This window comes from Mycobacterium sp. NPDC050441, from assembly GCF_040655355.1.
Lineage (GTDB): Bacteria > Actinomycetota > Actinomycetes > Mycobacteriales > Mycobacteriaceae > Mycobacterium.
This window is the reverse complement of sequence record NZ_JBFAJS010000004.1, coordinates 500252-522808: the sequence shown is the minus strand read 5'-3', so window position 1 is coordinate 522808 and position 22557 is coordinate 500252. Positions and strand designations below refer to the sequence as shown.

The 22557-nt window shown below is 68.0% G+C and carries 24 protein-coding genes; 13 read left to right on the top strand and 11 right to left on the bottom strand.

The window, feature by feature from the left end; all coding sequences use genetic code 11:
* Positions 1 to 46: 46 nt before the first annotated feature.
* Complete coding sequence (locus tag AB0I14_RS15450; RefSeq protein ID WP_358022661.1) at positions 47 to 3394, bottom strand: BTAD domain-containing putative transcriptional regulator; 3348 nt, start codon at positions 3392 to 3394, stop codon at positions 47 to 49.
* Between the two features lie 33 nt (positions 3395 to 3427).
* Positions 3428 to 4684 carry a serine--tRNA ligase gene (gene serS / locus AB0I14_RS15445; RefSeq protein WP_358022658.1) on the bottom strand — a complete coding sequence of 419 codons (1257 nt, stop codon included), beginning with the start codon at positions 4682 to 4684 and terminating at the stop codon, positions 3428 to 3430.
* 155 nt (positions 4685 to 4839) lie between these two features.
* Between serS and AB0I14_RS15440 the strand changes: the two genes are divergently transcribed.
* From AB0I14_RS15440 to AB0I14_RS15430, 3 genes are all read left to right on the top strand, one after another.
* Positions 4840 to 6282: a septum formation family protein gene (locus AB0I14_RS15440; RefSeq protein WP_358022655.1), complete on the top strand. Its 1443-nt coding sequence runs from the start codon at positions 4840 to 4842 to the stop codon at positions 6280 to 6282.
* Positions 6283 to 6284: 2 nt separating this feature from the next.
* The gene (locus AB0I14_RS15435) at positions 6285 to 6635 is read left to right on the top strand and encodes a metallopeptidase family protein (RefSeq protein ID WP_358022652.1); all 351 of its coding nucleotides are present in this window, start codon (positions 6285 to 6287) and stop codon (positions 6633 to 6635) included.
* A gap of 90 nt (positions 6636 to 6725) precedes the next feature.
* A complete protein-coding gene (locus AB0I14_RS15430; RefSeq protein ID WP_358022649.1) occupies positions 6726 to 6926 on the top strand; it encodes a hypothetical protein in 201 nt (66 codons plus the stop codon).
* Here the strand turns inward: AB0I14_RS15430 and AB0I14_RS15425 are convergent.
* Together AB0I14_RS15425 and pheA are read right to left on the bottom strand one after the other, a co-directional pair.
* Positions 6923 to 7612 carry a histidine phosphatase family protein gene (locus AB0I14_RS15425; RefSeq protein ID WP_358022646.1) on the bottom strand — a complete coding sequence of 230 codons (690 nt, stop codon included), beginning with the start codon at positions 7610 to 7612 and terminating at the stop codon, positions 6923 to 6925. The genes AB0I14_RS15430 and AB0I14_RS15425 overlap by 4 nt on opposite strands.
* A complete protein-coding gene (pheA, locus tag AB0I14_RS15420; protein ID WP_358022644.1) occupies positions 7609 to 8553 on the bottom strand; it encodes a prephenate dehydratase in 945 nt (314 codons plus the stop codon). Before pheA ends, AB0I14_RS15425 begins: the two co-directional genes overlap by 4 nt.
* Before the next feature lie 147 nt (positions 8554 to 8700).
* Between pheA and AB0I14_RS15415 the strand changes: the two genes are divergently transcribed.
* Together AB0I14_RS15415 and AB0I14_RS15410 are read left to right on the top strand one after the other, a co-directional pair.
* Complete coding sequence (locus AB0I14_RS15415; RefSeq protein ID WP_358022642.1) at positions 8701 to 9495, top strand: DUF2470 domain-containing protein; 795 nt, start codon at positions 8701 to 8703, stop codon at positions 9493 to 9495.
* A gap of 46 nt (positions 9496 to 9541) precedes the next feature.
* Positions 9542 to 10306 (top strand): CPBP family intramembrane glutamic endopeptidase, encoded by a 765-nt coding sequence (locus AB0I14_RS15410; protein ID WP_358022640.1) that lies wholly within the window; start codon positions 9542 to 9544, stop codon positions 10304 to 10306.
* Positions 10307 to 10341: 35 nt separating this feature from the next.
* On the opposite strand, the gene AB0I14_RS15405 is transcribed toward AB0I14_RS15410, so the two are convergent.
* Positions 10342 to 10596: a hypothetical protein gene (locus tag AB0I14_RS15405; protein ID WP_358022907.1), complete on the bottom strand. Its 255-nt coding sequence runs from the start codon at positions 10594 to 10596 to the stop codon at positions 10342 to 10344.
* Between AB0I14_RS15405 and AB0I14_RS15400 the strand changes: the two genes are divergently transcribed.
* Positions 10542 to 11627, top strand: a complete 1086-nt coding sequence (locus AB0I14_RS15400; protein ID WP_358022887.1) for an LCP family protein — start codon at positions 10542 to 10544, stop codon at positions 11625 to 11627. The two genes, AB0I14_RS15405 and AB0I14_RS15400, sit on opposite strands and share 55 nt — an antisense overlap.
* A gap of 138 nt (positions 11628 to 11765) precedes the next feature.
* A complete protein-coding gene (locus AB0I14_RS15395; RefSeq protein WP_358022637.1) occupies positions 11766 to 12314 on the top strand; it encodes a ferritin in 549 nt (182 codons plus the stop codon).
* A gap of 23 nt (positions 12315 to 12337) precedes the next feature.
* Here AB0I14_RS15395 and AB0I14_RS15390 read toward each other — a convergent pair whose 3' ends face one another.
* The 3 genes from AB0I14_RS15390 to AB0I14_RS15380 all read right to left on the bottom strand — a co-directional run bounded on the left by AB0I14_RS15390 (position 12338) and on the right by AB0I14_RS15380 (position 14673).
* Positions 12338 to 13207: a glycerophosphodiester phosphodiesterase gene (locus AB0I14_RS15390; RefSeq protein ID WP_358022634.1), complete on the bottom strand. Its 870-nt coding sequence runs from the start codon at positions 13205 to 13207 to the stop codon at positions 12338 to 12340.
* A 5-nt stretch (positions 13208 to 13212) separates the two neighbouring features.
* Positions 13213 to 14205 carry a DUF4328 domain-containing protein gene (locus AB0I14_RS15385; protein WP_358022631.1) on the bottom strand — a complete coding sequence of 331 codons (993 nt, stop codon included), beginning with the start codon at positions 14203 to 14205 and terminating at the stop codon, positions 13213 to 13215.
* Between the two features lie 126 nt (positions 14206 to 14331).
* Positions 14332 to 14673, bottom strand: coding sequence for a rhodanese-like domain-containing protein (locus AB0I14_RS15380; protein WP_358022629.1), 342 nt, complete (start codon positions 14671 to 14673; stop codon positions 14332 to 14334).
* Between the two features lie 453 nt (positions 14674 to 15126).
* Between AB0I14_RS15380 and AB0I14_RS15375 the strand changes: the two genes are divergently transcribed.
* From AB0I14_RS15375 to AB0I14_RS15360, 4 genes are all read left to right on the top strand, one after another.
* A complete protein-coding gene (locus AB0I14_RS15375; protein ID WP_358022627.1) occupies positions 15127 to 15285 on the top strand; it encodes a hypothetical protein in 159 nt (52 codons plus the stop codon).
* Between the two features lie 151 nt (positions 15286 to 15436).
* Complete coding sequence (locus tag AB0I14_RS15370; protein WP_358022625.1) at positions 15437 to 16060, top strand: superoxide dismutase; 624 nt, start codon at positions 15437 to 15439, stop codon at positions 16058 to 16060.
* A 232-nt stretch (positions 16061 to 16292) separates the two neighbouring features.
* Positions 16293 to 16829: a peptidase gene (locus AB0I14_RS15365; protein WP_358022622.1), complete on the top strand. Its 537-nt coding sequence runs from the start codon at positions 16293 to 16295 to the stop codon at positions 16827 to 16829.
* A gap of 891 nt (positions 16830 to 17720) precedes the next feature.
* Positions 17721 to 18119: a secretion protein EspR gene (locus tag AB0I14_RS15360; RefSeq protein ID WP_044518958.1), complete on the top strand. Its 399-nt coding sequence runs from the start codon at positions 17721 to 17723 to the stop codon at positions 18117 to 18119.
* Between the two features lie 82 nt (positions 18120 to 18201).
* Here AB0I14_RS15360 and AB0I14_RS15355 read toward each other — a convergent pair whose 3' ends face one another.
* The 3 genes from AB0I14_RS15355 to AB0I14_RS15345 form a co-directional block, all read right to left on the bottom strand.
* A complete protein-coding gene (locus AB0I14_RS15355) occupies positions 18202 to 19344 on the bottom strand; it encodes a hypothetical protein (RefSeq protein WP_358022619.1) in 1143 nt (380 codons plus the stop codon).
* On the bottom strand, positions 19341 to 19832 hold the full coding sequence (locus tag AB0I14_RS15350; protein WP_358022616.1) for a DUF955 domain-containing protein: 492 nt from the start codon (positions 19830 to 19832) through the stop codon (positions 19341 to 19343). The genes AB0I14_RS15355 and AB0I14_RS15350 overlap by 4 nt, the downstream gene beginning before the upstream one ends.
* 69 nt (positions 19833 to 19901) lie before the next feature.
* A complete protein-coding gene (locus AB0I14_RS15345) occupies positions 19902 to 21134 on the bottom strand; it encodes a hypothetical protein (protein WP_358022613.1) in 1233 nt (410 codons plus the stop codon).
* Positions 21135 to 21346: 212 nt separating this feature from the next.
* Here AB0I14_RS15345 and AB0I14_RS15340 point away from each other — a divergent pair, with 212 nt between their 5' ends.
* On the top strand, positions 21347 to 22003 hold the full coding sequence (locus AB0I14_RS15340) for a DUF6474 family protein (RefSeq protein ID WP_358022884.1): 657 nt from the start codon (positions 21347 to 21349) through the stop codon (positions 22001 to 22003).
* 9 nt (positions 22004 to 22012) lie between these two features.
* Positions 22013 to 22537, top strand: coding sequence for a hypothetical protein (locus tag AB0I14_RS15335; RefSeq protein ID WP_358022611.1), 525 nt, complete (start codon positions 22013 to 22015; stop codon positions 22535 to 22537).
* Positions 22538 to 22557: the final 20 nt, after the last annotated feature.

The window sequence follows — 22557 nt, the reverse complement described above, 5'->3', positions numbered from 1 at the left end:
TAAGCCGGCACCGCCGGCGTCAGTCGATAGGCCGGCACCGCCGGCGTCAGTCGATGAAGCGCTGCGCTTCGGCCGCCAGTCGGTCCCGCAGCACCGAGGCGGCCTCCCGGTAGCCGCACGCCTGATCCGGCCGGCCCAGCGCATCGGCAGCGGCGGCCAGTGCCTCGTCGACCGGGCCCACCATCAGCCCGTCGACACCGAGTCCGGCGATACGCCCGGAGTACGGACCGAGGTCGGCCGCCCGGGCCTCGGCCTCCGCGATGTCCCCGAGCGCCACGGCCGCGTTGACGCGCAGCACGGTGAAGGGCAGCCAGAAGTAGGCCCGCTCGATCGGTTGGCGGTCCCGCCACAGCTCGCGCGCCTCGGCCTCGCGGCCCCGCGCGATCAGCGCGAGCACCGCGGCGTCCAGCGCGGCAACCGACACCTCCCGGTAGAAGAACACCAACTCGTCGGCAAGGACGCCGAGGTCTCCGAGGCAGAACTCGCCCGTCACCCGGCCCACCATCGCCAGCTTGGCCCCGTTGGCGGCGCCGTTCTCGACCATGCGCGCCGCCAGATCGGTGTAGGCGCCCACCGCCTCTTCCAATCGCGCGGCCAGCAGGTACATCCGGGCCCGGAACAGTCCCAGCACTCCGAGGAGGTGGACGAGCTGCCCGGTGCCGGCCCGGGCCACCGCGATGTCGACATGCCGTTTCGCGGTTGCCAGATCGGACCGGTGACCGGCCGCCAGCGACAGCATCCAGTGCGCCACGGCTTGATAGTCGGCCTGCTCGGTGGCCTCCGCGGTCTGCAACAGTTCGGCGGCGGTCGCGTCGCGTTCGGCGTCGAGGTCCGGTCCCAGTGCGCAGTAGGCCCGGACGTTGAGCGCGGTACACAACAACCGACCCGACGATGCCGGGTCCTCGGCGTAGGCGCGGCGGGCCAATTCGAGCAGCTCCGTGCTGGCGGCCAGTGCGCCGTCGGGATCGGTACCCTCCAACTCCACGTAGAGCGCCTTGAGCAACCTGATCCGTTCGGCCGCAGTGACTTTCGCCGGACCGCCGTCCAGCACCTGGCGCAGCAGGCCGATCATCTGCGCATCGGATTCGTCGTACTCACGGTCCCGCCACACCAGCGGGGTGTCCCACGCGGTGAGCACCCGCACCATCAGATCGTCGCGCGACGTCCCGGTCAGCAACTGCAGCGCAGCCTTCAACTCGATGCGCGCGGCGACGGCGTCTCCGGACTGGGCCAGTGCCGAGATCAGCCCGCACCGCGCGTCGATCTCGTTTTCCAGGCCCTTGTCGCTGGGCCCCAACCGGCGACTGGCCGCCAACTCCAGCATCTGCACGGCGGCACGCCATTGCCTGGCAGCTTCGGCGTGAGCCCCCACCGAGTCCGCCTCGCGGGCCGCCGCTGTCGCGAAAGCCGTAGCGGCCAAAGCGGTTTCCGCTGTCGCCGACGCGACTGCGTGGTGCGCCAGGGCGGCCGGGTCGACCGACCGGCCGGGTGCGCGCAGCAGGTCCAGCGCGGCACCGTGCAACCGCGACCGCCGCAGCTTCGAGGTGTCCTCGTAGAGGGTGTCGCGCACCAGCGAATGGGCGAACCTCAACCGGCCCGGCGCCGGCTCGTCGAGCAGACCGAGCAGGACGGCCGGTTCCAGCGCGTCGAGCAGATCCTCGGGGTCGTTGCGGCCCAGTTCGGCGAGCAGATCGACGTCGATGTCGCGCCCCAGCACGGCGGCTTGACGCAACGCGGTGACCGTCGGGCCAGGCAATCGGGCCACCCTGCGGCGCAACACATCTCGAACCCCGACCGGCACCGATGCCCACACCGCGTCCGGCCCCTCGGCGACCATCAGCCGGGCCAGTTCGCGGACGAACAACGGGTTGCCGCCGGTCCGCTCACGCAGCAGCCGCAGCGCCTCACCGCTGGCGGCGGTCAGTCCGTAGTCGGCTGCCAGCGCGGCCGTAGCCGCGGCGTCGAGACCGTCGAGTATCAGGTGCGCCGCGGTGTGCACCGTCAGTGCCGCCCGGGCCACCTCGAGTTCGCCGCGGTCCTCCGACGGGCGATAGGTACCGATGACCAACACCGGGAGATCCTTGATCCGGTCGGCTACCAGCCGCAGGAGCTCCAACGTCAGCCCGTCGGTGCGGTGCAGGTCGTCGAGAACGACTGCCAGCGGTTGACTCTCGGCGATCGCGCTCAACACGTCGGCCACCGCATGCCCCAACCAGAACGTGCCCGGCTCGACCGCGGCGACGTCGTGCAGCAGCGGAGCCAGCGCCTGCCTGCCGTCGTCCACCTGGGCTCCGGCGTCCAGCAACTCGCGCAGTACCTCGGTCCACGCCCACCCCGCCGGCGCGCCGTGAACCTCCGGACAACGGCCGAGAACGGTGCGCCAGCCCGCGGCGCGCAACCGGGCTGTCGCGGTCGCCGCCAGCGTCGTCTTGCCGGATCCCGCTTCTCCCCCGATCCACAGCACCGCGCTGCCGCCTGCCGCGACAGCGCGTGCGGCAGCATCGATTTCGGCGAGTTCCTCGGCACGGCCGTGGGCGGCCAGTTCAGCACGGCCGCGGGCGGCCAATTCCGCACCGTCGGGCGCGACGACCTCCGGTATCGCCGGCTGCAGCGGTCGGGACGGCTCCAGATGGTCGGCCTGACGCAGGATGTCGCGCTCGAGGTCGCGTAGCGCCCGGCCCGGCTCCAAACCGAGCTCATCGACGAGGTGGTCCCGGGTGCGGCGCAACACCTCCAGCGCGTCGGTCTGGCGTCCGGTCTGATAGAGCGCCGTCACCAGCACGGCGGCGGCGCCTTCCCGGCCCGGACGCTCGCCGACGTGTCGTTCCAGCGCGGCGATGGCGGTGCTGTACCGGCCCAGTTCCACCTGCGCAGCGGCCTGCGCTTCCACCGCGGCCAGCCGGAGCTCGGTCAGCCGGGCGACCTCCGGCGCCGCCCACAGCGCATCGCCCGCCCCCGCGAACGGATCTCCCGACCAGTCGGCCAGCGCCCCGTCGAGCAGGTACACACGTTGCTGCGGGTCCGATTCCTCATACGCCGCAGTGACTTTCGCTTCGAACCGCCAGGAATCGACGGCGTCCACCGGCAGTCGCAGACAGTATCCGGGTGCGGCGCTGACCAGGATGCGGGCCGGGGCCCGACGCTGCCGCCCCGGCTCCAGCGCCCGCCGCAGGTGCGAGACGTAGACCTGCAGGGCCGACAACGCCTTGGGCGGCGGCTCGCCCTCCCACAGATCGTCGATGAGCCGGTCGACGGACACCGTGTGGCCGTGTGCGGCAACCAATCTCGCCAGCAGCGCCCGCTGCAGCCGCGCACCCAGATCCACCGGCTCGTCGCCGACCCAGGCCGCCACCGGGCCGAGCACCCCTACCCGTACCGGGCTGTCCCCCGACATGTCCGCAGTTCTACTGGGCCGCGGTGTGGACGGTTACCGGGGTTCCAGCACCGGGGTGCCGACGAACGGCACCAGCGCGTCGGGAACCCTCACGCTGCCATCGGGTTGCTGATGGTTCTCCAGGATCGCCACCAGCCAGCGGGTGGTGGCCAGCGTGCCGTTGAGCGTGGCGGCGATCTGCGGCTTGCCGTTCTCGTCGCGGTAACGCGTGGCCAACCGCCGCGCCTGGAACGTCGTGCAGTTCGAGGTGGACGTGAGTTCCCGGTAGGTCTGCTGGGTGGGCACCCACGCCTCACAGTCGTACTTGCGTGCCGCAGAGGAGCCGAGATCGCCTGCGGCGACGTCGATCACCCGGTAGGGCACCTCGATGGCCGCCAGCATCTGGCGTTGCCAACCCAGAAGCTTCTGGTGCTCGGCCTCGGCGTCCTCGGGCTTGCAGTAGACGAATCCCTCGACCTTGTCGAACTGATGCACCCGAATGATGCCGCGGGTGTCCTTGCCGTAGCTGCCGGCCTCGCGCCGGAAGCACGACGACCAGCCGGCATACCGCCGCGGGCCGGCGGACAGGTCCAGGATCTCGTCGGAGTGATAGCCCGCCATCGGCACCTCCGAGGTGCCGACCAGGTACAGGTCGTCGGCTTCCAGCCGGTAGATCTCGTCGGCGTGCGCACCGAGGAATCCGGTGCCCGCCATGACTTCCGGACGCACCAGCACCGGCGGGATCATCAGCGTGAACCCGTTCTGGACGGCCATCTGGGTGGCCAACTGCAGCAGGCCCAGCTGCATCAGGGCACCGGCACCGGTGAGGAAGTAGAACCGCGAACCCGACACCTTGGCGCCGCGCTCCATGTCGATCAGCCCGAGCGCCTCGCCCAGCTCGAGGTGGTCCTTGGGATTCTCGATCGCCCGCGGTTCACCGACGGTGTCGAGCAGCGCGAAGTCGTCCTCGCCACCGGCCGGCACACCGTCGATGACCACGTTGCCGATCGCCATGTGGGCCGCGGTGAAGGCAGTCTCGGCCTCGGCCTGGGCCACCTCGGCGGCCTTGACCTGTTCGGCCAGATCCTTGGCCTGCTGCAGCAGGGCCGGGCGTTCCTCGGGTGTGGCCTTGCCGACGAGCTTGCTGGCGGCCTTCTGTTCGGCACGCAGGTTGTCGGCCGTCGAGATCGCGGCCCGCCGTGCCGTATCAGCCTGCAGCAGGGCGTCGACGCGCGCCGGGTCCTCCCCCCGGGCCCGTTGCGACGCACGGACGGAGTCGGGATTCTCGCGCAGCAGCTTGAGGTCGATCACGGGCGCAACCCTACTTTTTGAAGTGCGGCGACGTACATCTGAGGTGGTCGATGAGTTGACGCCGGCCGTGGGCGACGGCCCTCGGGCACAACCTCGCAACATTACAACTGCATCACTTGTCACAAGGGCTGACACGCCTGTCACAATGGAGGGCAATGTTGGAAGCACCCGAGCACCCCGAGCACCCCGAGCACGGGGTCCTGCTCGCCGAACCTCTGCCGGACGAACAACCCGCGAGGGAACGGTGGTGGCAGAGTCTGGCGGCCGCGTCGACGCGACGTGCGCTGCTGTTGACCGCGCTTGGCGCGCTGCTCATCGCCGGGCTGATCACCGCGTTGCCCCGGAGCGAGGGATCGAGCTCCGCCCCGGGCGCGATCGCCCTCGGGCCCCGCGGCAACGACACCTTCAATCACGTCAAACGTGGCGACTGTCTGAACTGGCCCGGGCGCAACCCCGACGCCGCGCACATCGTCGACTGCAAGGACAACCATCGCTTCGAGGTCGCCCAGGCCGTCGACATGCGTACCTTCCCCGGCAGCGAGTACGGGCCGGGTGCGCCGCCGCCGTCGGTGGACCGGATCAAGCAGATCAGCCAGGAACAGTGCACCCCGTCGGTCCGTGGCTACCTGGGTCCCAAGTACGACCCGAACGGCAAATACACCATCGGCCTGTTGTGGTCGGGCGAGAAGGCCTGGAAGCAGTCCGGTGAGCGGCGCATGCTGTGCGGGCTGCAACTCCTCGGCCCCGGCGACGGCCAGTTGGAGTCGGCAGGCAAGGTGGCCGACGTCGATCAATCGAAGGTCTGGGCCGCAGGCACCTGCCTGGGTATCGACGCCGCCACCAACCAGCCCACCGACGTCCCGGTCGATTGCGCGGCGCCGCACGCCATGGAGGTCACCGGCGCGGTCAACCTCGCCGAGAAATTCCCGGGCGGCCTGCCGGCTGAAGGCGATCAGGACAACTTCATCAAGGACACCTGCACTGAGCAGACCGATGCCTATCTGGCCCCGGTCCAGTTGCGCACCACCACGCTGGCGCTGAGCTACAGCACGATCTCACTGCCCAGCTGGTCGGCCGGCAGCCACCAGGTGTCGTGCAGCATCGGCGCCACGTTGGGCAACGGTGGCTGGTCGACACTGATCAACAGCGCCAAGGGACCGCTGATGATCAACGGGCAGCCCCCGATCGCACCGCCCGACATCCCGGAGGAGCGGCTCAATCTGCCGCCCGTCCCGATGCCCGATGTGGACGAGACATCATCTTCCGGTTCATCGTCGTCCGGTTCGTCCTCGTCGTCGGGATCCGGTTCATCCGGATCGGGCTCCTCGAGTTCGTCGGGCTCCGGTTCGTCGGGGTCCTCGGGTTCGTCGGGTTCGTCGGGTTCGTCGTCGAGCGGTCAGCACATGCCGCAGGCCTCGACCACCGCGGCGCCGGCTCCCACGCAGGCCAACACCTTCAACCCGCCGGCGCCCGAGCAGGCACCGGCCCCGGCACCCGAGCAGGGCCCGGCACCGGCTCCCGCTCCTGCTCCCGATGGCGCGGCACCACCCGCCGGCCCGCCTCCGGGTGAGCCTGCCCCCGTACCGCCGGCGCCGTAGCCGTGCCGGTGCGGATGAGCTCGCAGCGGTTCGACGAGTTGGTATCCGATGCGCTCGACCTGATCCCTCCGCGGTTGGCGGCCGCGATCGACAACGTCGTGATCCTGGTGGAGGACCGTGATCCCGACGAGCCCGAGATTCTGGGGCTGTACCGGGGAGTGGCGCTCACCGAGCGGGATTCTTGGTACGCCGGCTCATTGCCGGACACCATCACGATCTACCGCGGGGCCCTGCTGGATTTCTGCGACAGCGAGGCCGACGTGGTCGACGAGGTGGCGATCACGGTGATCCACGAGATCGCGCACCATTTCGGGATCGATGACGAGCGGCTCCACGAACTTGGCTGGGGATGAGCCGCTTGCGCGAAGACATACGGTCGAGATGAGCCGCCAACCCCCGCGCGGCAACCGCGTTTTGTCGGCCCGCAGTGCTATCAACGGGCTATGACCATCCAGTGCCGGGAGTGCGCAGCCGGTCTGGAGCATTGCCACGGCACCGTGATCCAGCACGTGCGGTACCGCGCGGAATGCACCGACGACACCTGCACCACCCCGGAAGCAGCGCATACGTTCAGCCTCGATTGTGAGGCGGTGGGCTGCCCGTGTGCGCATGAGAGTGCGCTCTCGATCCGGCGGACCGGTTAACCCATCGGGTCGGTTTCGGACTGCACCGCGTCCGTCACCGGTGTGGCGCCGGGCTCCGGGTAGAAGGGCGGTGTCACCGCCGCCCACTGCACGCAGCTCCAGCGCCCGTCGGTGATCGGCGCCAGCACCACCGATTCGGTGTTGGCCAGGTGATGGTCGAGCGCGAAGCTGCCGTCGACGCCGGCCAGCACGGCGCCCACCAGCCGGATCGCCGCGCCATGGCTCACCAGCACGATGTCGCTGTCGAAGTCGTGGTCGTCCAGGTAGCGGACCCGCAGCTCGGTGAGCACCGGTACATACCGGGCCAGCACCGCCTCGGCGCTTTCGCCGCCGGGCATCGGCACGTCCAGTTCGCCCCGGTGCCAGCGCTCGTAGATCCGGTTGAACTCGGCGACGGCGTCGTCGTCGCTTCGGTCCTCGAGTTCACCGACCTGGACTTCGTGGACCCCTTCGAATTCGAATGGGACAAGGCCGGTTTCGACACCGATACCGGCGGCGGTCTGTGCCGCGCGCCGGGCCACCGAGTGCGCGAGGATCGACGGGCGCTGGGGAAGCGTTCCGGCGAACCTCCGGGCCTGGTCGTGGCCGAGGTCGGTCAGCTCGGCGCCGGGAGGCAGGGTGTCCAGCCGCCGGGCGACGTTGCCGTGGGACTGCCCGTGACGGACGAGGATCAGCCGGCCGCTCATGAGTCGTCCGTTCCCGCGCGCAAGCCTGCCAACCACTGTGAGGCCTCGTCCAGGCGCGGCGGGGGTGCACCCGCGGTCGCTCCGGTAGGCCAGGAACCGAGATATCGCACATCGGTACAACGTCGGTGCAGCGCTTTGAGTGCCTCGGCCACCGAATCGTCGTCGATGTGTCCGACACAGTCCAGGAAGAACATGTAGGTGCCGAGCTCGGTTCGGGTGGGCCGAGATTCGATCCGGGTGAGGTCGATGTCGCGGATCGAGAATTCGGTCATCGCCGTGACCAGGGCGCCCGGGGTGTTGTCCAGCCGCAGGACCACCGAGGTGCGATCGGCACCGGTGGCTGCCGGCGGGGCGCCGGGCGGCCCGGCCAGGACGAAGCGGGTGCGGGCATTGGCCTCGTCGACCACGTCGGCGGCAAGGACGTCCAGGCCGCAGCGGTCGGCGGCCAGTCTCGTGCTCACCCCGGCGTCGGCCCGTCCCTCGGCCACCTCGTGGGCGGCGGCGGCATTGGACGTGGCCGGGACGATGTCCGCGTCGGGCAGGTTGGCGGCCAGCCACTGACGCACCTGGGCGAGGGCCACGGGGAAGGCGGCGACGGTCTGTACGGGCCCGGTGTGCCCGGGCCGGGTCACGATGGTGAAGGCGACGTCGAGAGTCAGCTCGGCATAGATCTGCAGTGGCTTCCCGACGGCCAGGCTGTCCAGGGTCGGCAGCACCGACCCCTCGATCGAGTTCTCGATCGGCACGCACGCGTAATCGGCCCGGCCGTCACGCACCGCGGCCAGCGCGCCGGGGGTGCTGTCGGTCAGAACCGGGGTGAACCGAGCTTTGCCGTCGCCGGATGCCGACGACAGTCCGGGCACCAACTCATGGGCCACCATCTGCAGTAACGCCACTTCGGTAAAGGTTCCCTCGGGCCCGAGGTAGGCGATGCGTGGCACATCCCAACCCTATCGGGTCGTCGTCTGCGCGCCATCGGTTGAGGACGGCGCGGCCGGTGTTTCACGGAAGCCTTGCCCACCGGAGACCACCCAGTTAAGTTAGGCTTACCTCACCTAATCACCTCACCTAGTTTCGAAGGCGGCGAGATGGCCATAGCGACACCGACGACAGCCGAGCGGATCCGCAGCGCATGCGCACGAGGCGGCGGCGCCATGGTCGCGATCGAGGGCATCGAACCCGTCGCCTCACCCGTTCATCACCTGCTCGACGACGGGTCGTTCGCGATCACCGTCCCCGAGGCCGGCCCGTTGGCCGGCATGGCGATATCCGCCGGTTCGGCCGGGGTGCAGGCCGTGCTGGAGATGACCGACTACGCCCCGCTCCCACTACGCGAACCGGTGCGCTCCCTGGTCTGGATCCGTGGCCGTCTGCAGCACGTACCGAGCGACGAGGTTCCGGCGCTGCTCGACCTGATCGCCACCGAGAACCCGAATCCGGCTCTACTGCAGGTGAATTCCAGGGACCAGCCGAACGCCCACCAGAATGACGACAACCACACCCTGATGCGCCTGGAGATCGAGTCCGTCGTGGTGGCCGACGCCACCGGCGCCGAGTCGGTCGGCCTCGGGGCGCTCCTGCAGGCCCGCCCCGATCCGTTCTGCGCGATGGAATCCGGTTGGCTGCAGCACATGGAGTCCTCGCACCGCGACGTGGTGGAACGCCTGGCCACCCGGTTGCCGATCACGCTGCGCCAGGGGCGGGTGCGCCCGCTGGGCCTGGACCGCTACGGCGTGCAACTGCGCGTGGAGAACGAACACGGCGACCACGACGTGCGGTTGCCGTTCCCCAACCCGGTCGACGACGTCACCGGCCTGAGCCAGGCCATCCGCATCTTGATGGGCTGCCCATTCCTCAACGGACTGCGCGCGCGCCGCATCTGACCCAGACGATCGGCCACGCCAACGGGGCGCCGCTACCGTAGCTTCGGTGACCGGGCCCCACGAGCAACTCGAGCCGCAACGCCGCACGCTCAAGATCGAGATCGCCGTCGTGCTCGCGGTGACGTTCGGGCTCAGCGCCTACACCGCAGGCCTACGGCTCGTCGAAGCGGTGCTGCTCGGCCTGTCGGGGCAGACCGTCGCACTCAACCCGAAGCGCTCCCCGTTCGATCTGATCGATCTAGGCCTGCACCTGGCCGTCGTTCTGCAACTGCTGGCCTGGGGCGCACTGGCCTTGTACCTGTTGTGGCGCAGCGGTTTCGGACCGTCCACGATCGGGCTGTCCCGCCCGCGATGGCGCACCGACGGTCTGGGCGGGCTCGGCCTGGCCCTGCTCATCGGCCTGCCGGGGTTGGGGTTCTACGTGCTGGCCCGGGTGCTGGGCCTGAGTGCCGATGTGGAACCGGCCGAGCTGTACGACACCTGGTGGCGCATCCCGATGCTGCTCGGCGTGGCGTTCGCCAACGGCTGGGCCGAAGAGATCATCGTGGTGGGGTTCCTGCTGACCCGGTTGCGTCAACTCGACGTGAGTCCCGGGCGGGCCCTGGTGATCTCGAGTCTGCTGCGCGGCGCCTATCACCTGTACCAGGGCTACAGCGCGGGTCTGGGCAATGTCGTGATGGGCCTGGTGTTCGGCTACGCATGGCAGCGCACCGGACGGCTGTGGCCGCTGATCATCGCCCACACCCTGATCGACGCAGTGGCATTCGTCGGCTACGCGCTGGTGGCCGATCATCTCAGTTGGCTGCGATAACGCGTTCGGCACGTACATTTCTGCTGTGGACGACTTCACGGCTTCAGGCGGACGTCCCGACCCGCGCTCGCGGCGTCCGGGACCGCACCGCCGTGGCAACGAGCCGCCCCAGGTGATCCGGCGCGACCCGAACTACCGCCCGGCCTGGCCACCGAATCCGCCCACGCCGCCACGGACGTCCCCTCCTCCCAGACAACCCCCGCCTCCCAGGCAACCCCCGCCACCGCGACAACCCCTGCCCAGATCCGCACCACCACCGCCACCACCACCGCCACCACCACCGCGTCCACCCCGGGCGTCGCACCAACCCCGGCCCGCCGCGGCCCGTTCGCCCGCGCCCGCCCCGGTGCGCAAGCCGCGCCGACGACGCCGCTGGGGGCGTCTGGTGCTGGCGGTGCTGCTCGTCGGCGTCCTGGCGCTGATCGGCGGCGGTGTGTGGATCGACACGTCGCTGCACCGCATTCCGGCGCTGGCCGACTATCCCGAGCGGCCCGGAGTGGCGCACGGCACCACCTGGCTGCTGGTCGGATCGGACAGTCGCCAGAACCTCAGCCCCGAGCAGCAGGCCGAGCTGGCCACCGGCGGGGACATCGGCAACGGCCGCACCGACACCATCCTGTTGGTGCACGTTCCCGGGATCGGCTCGGGCACACCGGCCACCATGGTCTCGATCCCCCGGGATTCCTACCTGCCGATTCCGGGCTACGGCGAGGACAAGGTCAACGCCGCGTTCTCACTGGGCGGGGCGCCGCTGCTGGCGCAGACCGTCGAGCAGGCGACCGGCCTGCGCCTCGACCATTACGCCGAGATCGGTTTCGACGGTTTCGCCGCGCTCGTCGACGCCGTCGGCGGGGTGACGATGTGCCCGGCCGAGCCGATCAGCGACCCGCTGGCCGGGATCGACCTCCCGGCGGGTTGCCAGGAGTTCAACGGCCGCAATGCGCTCGGCTACGTCCGCAGCCGGGCCACGCCGCGCGCCGATCTGGACCGGATGACGAACCAGCGGGCGTTCATGTCCGCACTGCTGCACCGGGCCACCAGCCCGGAGGTGCTGATCAACCCCCTGCGGTGGCAGCCGATGGCCCGCGCGGCCACCAACTCGGTGGCCGTCGACCAGGACGCCCACGTGTGGGATCTGGGCCGGCTGGCCTGGGCGATGCACGGCGACATGGTGACCACGACGGTGCCGATCGGCGAGTTCACCGGAAGCGATTCGGGTGCGGTGGTGGTGTGGGACAGCGACGCGGCAAGCCGGTTGTTCACCGCGCTGGCCAACGACACAGCTGTTCCGGACGATGTCATCGAAAAGCCCCAACCTTGAGCTTAGGCAAAGCTAAATAAGGCAGTAGCAAATTACCGATAGCAAATGTAATGCGCGCCACGCAACTAAGGTAAAGCTGACCTCAATGAGGTCAACCTTCGATGACAACATGCTCTGACCTGCTATATCCTTGCCGTCATGACCACGACCGGTGAACACGACACGAAATTCCATGCGCTTGTTCAGGACCAGATTCGCAGCGAGTTCACCGCGTCACAGCAATACATCGCCATTGCGGTTTATTTCGACGGTGCCGATCTGCCGCAACTCGCCAAGCACTTCTATGCGCAGGCGGTCGAAGAGCGCAACCACGCCATGATGCTGGTCCAGTACCTGCTCGATCGGGATATCGACGCCGAGATCCCCGGAGTCGACGCGGTGTGCAACCGGTTCGATGCGCCCCGTGACGCGCTCGCCCTGGCGCTGAGCCAGGAGCGCACCGTCACCGAACAGATCAGCCGGCTCGCCAGCGTCGCCCGCGAGGAGGGTGACTACCTCGGCGAGCAGTTCATGCAGTGGTTCCTCAAGGAGCAGATCGAAGAGGTCGCGTCGATGGCGACGCTGGTGCGCATCGCCGACCGCGCGGGCGCCAACCTGTTCCACATCGAGGACTTCGTCGCCCGGGAACTCGCCGGCGGCTCCGGTGCCGACGTGGCCGCACCGAAGGCCGCGGGCGGCAGTCTCTGATCTGGGTCGCCAGCTGCTAGCACTCAGTCCCGGCCCGCACCGGTGAGGCCGTTCTGCAGCCAACTCTTGGTGCGGCCGGGATGATTCGTGGCCACCCATCCCACGCCGATGTCGCGGCAGAACTGGACGTCTTCGTAATGGTCGACGGTCCAGCAGTACAGGGCGCGTCCCTGGGCGGCGGCCCGGTCCACCAGCTCCGGGTGCTCGCGCAGGGTCGCGATGGACGGACCGACCGCGGTGGCGCCGACCGTGGTGGCGGCACTGCCGCCCAGGTACCGCGACGTCTCACCGAGTAGCACCGTCGGAAGCATCGGGGCGGCCCGGCGAATCCGCCACACGGCTGCCGCCGAGAACGACATCACCACCGCGCGTGACAGGTCGGCCGAGGCCGGGGCGGCGATTCCGTACCGGTGCAGCAGCGCCAGCACCTTGTTCTCCACCAGCGCGCCGTAGCGCACGGGATGTTTGGTCTCGATGAACAACTTGACCGGCCGGTTCCAGTCCAGCACCAGCGAGACGAGATCGTCGAGGGTCAGCAGCCCGGTTTCGCCGGTTTCGCCGGTTTCGTCGGCGGCGTCACCCTCGTCGGAGCGTCCGCCGGCGTGCCACGACCCGTAGTCCAGCCTGCGCAACTCGGCCAGCGTCATCTCACTGACCAGACCGGTGCCCGTGGAGGTGCGGTCCACCCGGCGATCGTGCACGCACACCAGGTGCCCGTCACGGGTCAGCCGCACATCGCATTCCACGCCGTCGGCACCCTCACGCAACGCCAAGTCGTATGCGGCAAGCGTATGTTCGGGCCGTTCGGCGGATGCTCCCCGGTGGGCCACCACGAACGGATGCCCAGGCCCGGGTGTCGCCTGCGCAGCGGCTCCGCCGTCGCCCGTTTCCATACGGCCTATGCTGCCGGGTTCTGCCCTTGGGTCTCAACCGGAACGGCGGATTCAGCGGAATCCTCACAATTCTGCGAAGTGTCGGCCGCCTCGGTGTGGACCGGGGACTCGGGCTCGATCACCACCCAGCGCCGGACGCTGCGCTCAGCCGTCGTCGTACCGCTGCCCTCGAACCCGACGAACACCTTGGCGGTCAGCAGGAATGCCGCCAGCGCCAGTAGGTAGCCGACGATCGCGGTCACGGTGTTGTTCGCGATGTTCTGCGGGGTGTCGTTGAAGAACGTCACGTACACGGTGCTCACCATCGACGCGAAGGCGACCACTGCGCTGAGCACCCAGACGATCCACCACACCACGATCTGGCGACGCAGGTGCGAGAGGCGTGCTTCGAGAGCGGCCAGCTCCCACACGAACACCGGCGCCATCACGAGGTTCACACCGGGCAGCAGGCAGCACAGCCACAGTGTCCTGGTGCTGCGCGGATCCACCTCGCCGTGTGCGGCGTAACCGGCGGCCCGCCGCGTGATCAGCCAACGCACCAACGACACCACCGCGACGACCACGACGCCCATCGCCACCACGCTGGCCAGCAGCCCGATGGCCACACCGCCGATCGCGATCAGTGGATGCAGCAGCACGCTGCGGTTGATCAGCAACAGCGCGTAACGAATCACGTGGGCGAAGGCGGCGATGCCCAGCACCACCGTGGCCGCGACGAGCATGAGGCGCACATTGCCGGCATCGATCTCGGCATCGGTTTTCTGAGGCTGCTCCTCGAGATCGAACTGTTGGTGCAGCCCCCAACTCGGAATCGCGCGATAGTGCGGCGTCGGGCCGAGCGGGCGCCGCTGCCGGCGTTGGTGTGGCGGAGGGCCGGGACGCAGGGCTATCCAGCGATAGCCGGGGGCGAGATGCGGTGGAGTGCGCTGTGCCGTCGACGACGGAGCCGGAGGCCGGGCGGCGGGTCCCCACTGAGACTGTGGCGACGAGGGCGCCAACAGCGAACCGCCACACCGGGGACACCACGACCGCTGCCGGTCACGCACGTTCCAGCGCGTCCCGCACTGCGAACACACCTGGATCATCCGACCAGCCTAGTCACGATCTCCGGACTGCCCCCGCGGTCAGACGGTTCCCGGGCCGCCGGCGTCGGTGATGACGGGACGTCCGGCGCCGGCCCAGGCCAACATTCCACCCTCGACATTGGTCGGGGTGTAACCGTTACGTGCCAGATAGTTCGCCACACGCAGGGAACGTCCGCCCGCGTGGCAGATCACGTACAGCTCGGCGTCCGGGTCGATCTCGGCGATACGTGTCGGCACATCACCCATCGGGATGTGCTGGGCACCTTCGGCGTGACCGCGTTGCCATTCGTCGTCCTCACGGACGTCGAGCAGCACGACAGCCCCTTCGAACGTGGTGGGTACCGCAGCGATATCTGCCTGCCCGACTTCCACATCGTCCATGCCGTCAATGCTCGCATGCCGGCACCGGCGAGCGCAGCCGACCCTGATGGCACTCCGCGGCGTTAGCAACGCAAAGCTATCCACAGTTTCCACAGGTTCATCCACAGCCCCGGCACCTGGCGAAAAGCCCCCGAGATGGGCATTACTGGGCGGTAGCTGTCCATCCCTGTGGATAAACCTGGGGTATTCGCGGCAGCGATCAACAGCCACCGCCGGCACGGAGCGAAATTAAGCACTCGGCTAAACCGCGGTCATCGGCACCGTCCGGTCCGGTTGAGATCAGCGTGATTCGAGGCGCTGAGCACGTCGGGCTCCCCGGTCCGCATCGGACGTTATCGACGCGGAGGCCGATTTTCCCCTGGCCATTACACGGGCTATGATCGGCGTCACACCAGCTGTTGTGACAGAACTCACTGGGGGACAAGCATTGATCGTGCAGGTCAGGAGTGTTTGATGGCGTCACATCCGATGGGATCGGGATCGGCCTTTTCGCAGCCCGAATGGCATTCATCCGGACATCTGCACACCCGTAACCAGTTGATGTCCTTCCTTCGGGCCAGCGTGATCGCCTTGCTGCTGCTCGGCGTGCTGGCCGTGATCGTCTTGTTCTGACCGACGCCCGATCGGGTATACGTGTGGTCGGCGCACGCGTCCTTGCGGTGCGCCTTGCGATGGAGCAATGTTGGCAGCGATCTTGAGGATCGAACTGGGCGATCCGAAGAGGACGCCTGGCTCCATCGATCGACAATGAGGAAGGAATCTCGTGGCTGAATACACCTTGCCGGACCTGGATTACGACTACGGAGCTCTGGAGCCCCACATCTCCGGGCAGATCAACGAGCTCCACCACAGCAAGCACCACGCGGCGTACGTCAAGGGCGTCAACGATGCCGTCTCCAAGCTCGACGAGGCGCGGGCCAACGGTGACCACGCGGCGATCTTCCTCAACGAGAAGAACCTGGCCTTCCACCTCGGCGGCCATGTGAACCACTCGATCTGGTGGAAGAACCTTTCCCCCAACGGTGGCGACAAGCCGACGGGCGACCTCGCCGCGGCGATCGATGATCAGTTCGGCTCGTTCGACAAGTTCCAGGCGCAGTTCACCGCCGCCGCCAACGGGTTGCAGGGTTCGGGTTGGGCCGTGCTGGGCTACGACAGCCTCGGCGACCGGCTGCTGACCTTCCAGCTCTACGACCAGCAGGCCAACGTGCCGCTCGGCATCATCCCGCTGCTGCAGGTCGATATGTGGGAGCACGCCTTCTACCTGCAGTACAAGAACGTCAAGGCCGACTACGTCAAGGCGTTCTGGAATGTCGTGAACTGGGAGGACGTGCAGAACCGCTACGCGGCGGCCACCTCCAAGACGAACGGCCTGATCTTCGGCTAGCTCCGGTCTCGGTCCGATTTGAGGGCTGGATCGGTTTTCTGATCTCTCACCAAGGGGCGTCGCGCATACTGCGTGGCGCCCCGCCCTCGTTTCTGGGGCCAACTCGTTACCGGGCCGGATCCCGTGTCGCCTTGCGCCGTCCCCGTTGCTGCCGCATTCTGATCTGATCGACCCACAGACGTGTCGGAGCACCGGCCAGCCGGCGAGCCAACACCGATGTCCCGGAGGCGATATGGATACGACGGGGTCCGGCCGGGCGATTGAGATCGCCCCCTTTCATTCCGGCGGTGCGCTCAAAGGGTTTGTGGTGCTGGGCCGGTGGCCCGACTCCACCAAAGAGTGGGCGCAGCTTCTCATGGTCACCGTCAGGGTCGCCTCACTGCCCGGATTGCTTTCCACCACAACGATTTTCGGTGTTCGCGAGGAATTGCCCGAGATGCCCCGCCCCGGCACCGTCGGCATTGTCATCGCAGAGGGACCGGTGGTCGGCGAATCCGCGGTTCCGCCCGGGTATTTCGCCGACCATCAACCGCCGGCACTACTGATGTTGCATCCCCCGTCGGAGACAACGCCGTCGCTTCCCGAGTGCACCGGCGCCGCTTCGGGCTGCGTGTTACTCCCCGGCCTTCCGCATCTCGGACTGGAACACCGCGCGGCCTGGGTGGAAGCCGAATCCGACGGCACGGTCACGTCGATGGTGAGCAGGGTGGGTGTCGACCCGATCAGTCATCCCGACACAGCGATCCTGGCGATGCTGTTGGCGGCGTAAGCGCACCAGAAGCGGGACATCCTCTCCAACAAAGAGAATCCAGCTATCGAAAATGGAAAGGAAACCTAGCGAGCTCGGCGGACAACAGCTAGGGTCCTCTAAATCAGCGAAGGGCGGAAGCCCGCAATCGTCGCGTCGACACGCTGGCCTTGAGCCCGGCCGACAGCCTGCGATGCGGTGGGCGACACCTTCGACCGTATGTGGGTAAGCCGCGTGAGCGGCAAGTATTCGGCGGTGTGTCGAAAGGTCGCCATGTCCGCAGACGCAGGCGTCAGCGTCGTAGCAGGATCGCCGATACCGGCGACCCGATGCGGGCTTCAGATAGCCGTGGCGGCCCGCCGCAACCGTCACCGTTGGCGTATTTGTACCGTCGATTGTCCGGCGACGGCGGAAACCTCCGCCCGCTTCCGCCCGGCAACTGTCTTCCGGAATCGGGGCCAGAATCCGCCCAGCCCTGTCTGGCTATCGCGCGCGAGGGGGTTGACGGGCATTCCGCCGCCCAACCTGTAACGTGTTCCACGTCGTCCGACAACGGTGTCGCGCGCAATCTGACGCGACCCGGGTCCTGCACTCTAGCAAATATCTGTTTCTGCTAGTCACGGCGCCGCTTCGGTTGCCGGCCGAGAAGTTGATCATGATCGCGCACCCCCGTGCTCGCAGCTCATCGCATCCAATGCAACGCAGCCGTCACCTTTTGCATTGTCAGACGGCGCAATCCCGCCGCACCCCTACGGCGAAGGTCCCGGTATCCGCAGCAGGGGCGACCGAAACGTAAAGCCCGTTTAACTTTTGTGGCGTTTGCACTTGGTTGTCGTCACAACACTCGCTACGATGGTCAGCAAATACGCCGCCTAATTCGTACCGCTCATGAAGCATGTGGAGGTCAAATCGATGAGCAAGACGTTCGCCGCCCGCCTAAACCGCCTGTTCGATACGGTTTATCCACCTGGGCGCGGACCCCATACGTCTGCCGAGGTGATCGCCGCACTCAAGTCCGAGGGCGTCACCATGTCGGCCCCGTACCTGTCGCAACTCCGTTCGGGCAACCGGACCAACCCGTCGGTGGCAACCATGGCCGCACTTGCCAACTTCTTCCGGATCAAACCGGCTTACTTCACCGACGACGAGTACTACGAGAAGCTCGACAAGGAGCTGACCTGGCTGGCCAGCATGCGTGACGAGGGGATCCGCCGGATCGCTGCCCGCACCGTCGGGCTGTCCAACGAAGCTCAGCAGGATCTGGTGCAGAAGGTAGATGAACTGCGCCGCCGGGAACACCTCGACGACTGATTCGTCAGTTTCGGCCGGTACTTTCGCGCGCTGAAACCCACGTCAGTGGGGATCACTTCGGTGGATCCCACTTGCGCGGGTTTCAGCTGCGCGACGCCGCACGGTCCAATTCCCGGTACTGCTCGGCAATCGCCAGAATCCATTCCCGGTCGGAATACGATTCGGGCTGGCTCAACCACGCCAGCCCAGGGAACGTCGAATCCTTGTCACCCCCGCGGGTGTCGTAGATCCACTCCGCGATGGCCTCGGCCTGATCCCGGGGTGGTATCTGAGGTCGCTCGGCATCCCCCAATTGTGTTGTGTCGCTTGATTCTCCCGAACCGCTGGACCCACGCGGCCCGGCGGCTTCATGCTGCCGCGCATCGGCGGCGGTGGCCTCCAGATAAAGAGCATCGGAGATCAGCGACATCCGTTCGGCGACGCGGAACACCAACGGCCCGCGCGGACGCACACCGATGCCGACGTCGGGCTGACGCTCGGCCAATTCGCTCAGAAGCGGTTTGATGGTCCGCAATTCCTGGCGTGCACCGAACCAGTCTTCGACACTGGGCAGCAGCGATCCGGCGGCGACGACAACCATCGCGCAACCGAGGAGCGTGGCCGCGGCACCGACGCCGACGGGTTCGGTCCGCCCCGCAGCCCTGAGCAGGACGAAGCCGCTGGCAGCCACGATCAGCACCATGCCGATGGTGAACAGGAACAGCGCCCGCCCGCGCCGGCTACGGTTCGAATAGCGCAGGCCGGCCCAGACCACCAGGGTGAGCGCCAGAAACACGTAGAGCAGTGGCAGCAGCCACGAGGCGCCGTGCGATCCGAGGTCCCGCGTCAGATACTCGGCGGGGGACATCTCCGGTTGCCGACCGGCGCGGAAGAAGATCACCAGGCTGATGACGGCGACGACGCCGGCGATGCCGTACTGGATCAGTGCGATACGACGGGTGAGCGTGGCCGAATGGCCCGAGGACGCCGTCGTGATCATGACGCAACTGCCTGCCGCACAGGCGATCAGCGCAACCTGGCTCAGGCCTGCCGCGATGTTGGGCCAGTGCACCACCGTGTCGATCAGCAGGGCGAGCGGCTGCCAGTTCAGCGCGGCGACGACGCCGAGGCTGCCCAGCGACAGGATCATCGCCGAGCTCACCAGGGATTGCTTGTTGACCAGAGCCCAACCGATGCGCAGGCCGGTAGCCAGGCCGAGTAGGCCGGCGATCACCCAGACGATCAACCAAACGCCTCTCCGAGGCGGACCTGCACGATCGATGACCGGTCGGACGGCAACCGGCCGAGGCGGTAGAGCAGGAGCGCGGCGAAATCCTCGGCCTCCTGCTCGATGTCCTCACCGTTGGGGCCCATGCAGCCGGTCCGCTGGTTGAGCATGTAACTGATCAGATCCGAGGTGGCCACCTCAGCGGTGGCCGCGGCAGCGTCGACGATCGATATACCTTCGTGGCCCAGGACCAGGTGCCCGAGTTCGTGAGCCAGGGTGCGGTCCCAGGCCGGCAGACCCTGCTGGATGAGGAACACATCGCGGTCGGTGTATTGCCGCCACTGCCCGCAGACACCGGTCGGCAGCTCGGCCATGGTCAACTCGATCGGCCTGCCGCGGTCCTCGGCCACCGCGTCGACCAGGCGGGTCAATGTGACTTCACCCCGTCGCGGGGCGAGGTCGAGAACCTCGTTGACAGCACGCGTGACGCTTCGACTGGCGGACATGTTCCCCCCTTTCACCCTTTCGTAGCATCCCTGGACAACTCCAGCCATCTGGATTCTTCCAAGTCATACCTAACTCATGAACCGACTCGCATCGATCCGGACCGTTCGTCCGGCTTTGGCCTGCCGGTAGCCCACGAGTCCGCCCAGGCCGGTCAGAGCCATCATCCCGGTCACCCCGGGCAGCGCCATCGCCGCGAGTTCCCTCGTGCTCGCGGTGCGCAGGTAGTCCGCGTACCCGGCCCGGAAGGCCACCGGCATCGCTGCGTCCAAGCCGACCGCGGCGGGCGGCCGCGACTCGGTGCGCATCTTGGTGCTGGGTTGCACGTCAGGTCCCAACCGTGGCCCGGACTGCGGCCCATGGTCGGAGCCTGGGGCGCCCAATGGCAGCGCGAGCGGCGGCACGATGACCGGCAGGGCGATGACCGGGACGGCGATCGGCGGCACCCCGACCGCTGCGGCCAGGCCGGGCGGGGGTGGTACGGCCACGTCGGGAACCTGTGCCTGCGCACCCGGCAATAGCATGGCCGGTGGGCGTGGGTAGTTGAACGGCGCCGGGACACCGCCTCCCCCGCCACCGCCGCCGGCCGCGCCGCCGACGAGGGTCGTGGTGGTCTCGGTGGTCTCCGTCGTTCCAGAGGTCGTCTCCGAGGTCGACTTGGTCGTCTCGGAGGTGGTCTCGGTCGTCTTCGTCGTCTCGGTGGTCTTGGTCGTCTCGGTGGTCTTGGTCGTCTCCGAGGTCGTCTCGGTGGTCCGCGAGGTCGTCACCGTGGTGTCGGTCGAAGTCACCCCTGTGGTCGTCACCGAGGCCGAAGTCGTGGGGGTCTCCGACTCCGACGGCTGCGAGGTGGATGGCGTTTCGGTCTCGGTCTCGGTCTCGGTCTTCGTCGGGGTCGGCGTCTTGGTATCGGTCCCGGTTTGCGGAGGCGTCTGAGAGCCGGACGGTTGCGCGGTGTCGGTCGGTTCTCCCGTCCCGGAAGGTTTGCCCGTTGTCTTGGTCGGCCGGCCCGTTGTCTTGGTCGGCTTGCCGGTGGTCCGAGTGCCACTGTGGGACGTACGCGTGCCCGGGGAACCCGTGCCGCCGTCATTTTCGCCTTGGTCGCCGCCATCCTGGGCATGACCTTGGCCGTGGTCCTTGCCGTCATGCCCGTCGTGGCCATTGCCTGCGCTGCTCGACGATCCCTGACCACTATCGGGCCGACCCCGATCGGGATCGGCAAATGCCAATGCCCCTCCGACACCGGCGATGAACAGGCCCGTTAGAACCAGACCGGTCGAGGCGGCGACGCGCAATCGCGAACGCACGTTCTCACCACCCTTTCGCGCACCGCCCAACAGCTTCGATTGATGAATCTGATTCTTGCACAACCGGGCAGTTCAAATTTGCTAGCCGAGGCGATTACCCGCGCCCATGGCGGGGAGCCCCGGCGGAGCAAATCCACCGGACGATACTGTGGGTCTGCAGCAGTTCTGCGGTGACCACGAACACACGACGAATTGACCGGGAGGCAACCGGAATGGGCCTGTTCACGCGACGAAAAAGCCGCGCCACCCGCCGCGCCGAAGCCCGCGCCATCAAGGCCAAGGCCAAGCTGGAAGCCCGGCTCACCGCAAAGAACGACGCCCGTCGCATCAAGTCCGATCAAAAATCTGCGCAGCGGGCCCTCAAAGCTCAGGTCAAAGCGCAGCGGGACAGTGACCGTAACGCCCTCAAAGTGGCCGAAACCGAGTTGAAGGCGGCCCGCGAGGGACGCCTTCTCTCCCCCGCCCGGATTCGCCGGGTACTCACTGTCACACGTTTGCTGGCACCGGTGCTCGTGCCGTTGATCTACCGGGCCGCCACGGCCGCCCGGGGCGCCCTGGACGAGCGTCGCGCCGATCGTCTCGGTGTTCCGCTGGCCCAGCTCGGTCAGTTCTCCGGGCACGGCGCCGAGTTGTCCGCGCGGATCTCCGGTGCCGAGCAGACCCTGCGACAGGTCGCCGAGAAGAAGCCCAAGGACGCCGAGACCAAACAGTTCGTCACGGCGATCAACGAGCGGCTCACCGATCTGGCCGCGGCGGTGACGGCGGCCGAGAACATGCCGACCGCACGTCGCCGCGGTGCCCACGCGGCGATCGCCGCCCAACTCGACGGCATCGATGCCGATCTGATGGCTCGACTCGGGTTGGTCTAGCTCAGTTCCATGACCGTCGCCCGTATCGACTCCGCAGCCCCGCTGCGCGGTACGGCCGTCGGCTCACTCACGGCCGCACTGGCCATCGCCGCTCATGGCGTCGCCGGCGGCGCCCTGCCGGGCGGTGCCGTGGCCGCCCAACTCGTGGTCCTTGCGGTGACGTTGGGAACGGTGGCCGCGACCCTGGCCCGCGCCAACCGCACCGCAGTGTTGTGGGGTCTGCTGGCCACCGGCCAGCTACTGGCGCACGGGTTGTTGGCCACGGCTGGTCACGCGCACGGCGCGCCGTCCGGCCTGGCGATGTTCGGCGCGCACGTGGCAGCGGTATCGCTCGGCGCGGGTCTGATCGCCTGCGGCGCCCGCTTGTCGGCAGCGGTTTCGCGGGTGGCCCGGGTCGTGGTCAGGACGCCCCGCCCCGCCCCCGGGTCGACGGCCGGCGTCACGGCACGCAGCGCCGATCAACCGTTGCACTCTGCCCTTCTGCTTGCCGCTTCGGTGTCTCATCGGGGTCCGCCGGTCGGCGTCGCAGCCTGACCATCCGACCCGATCAACTC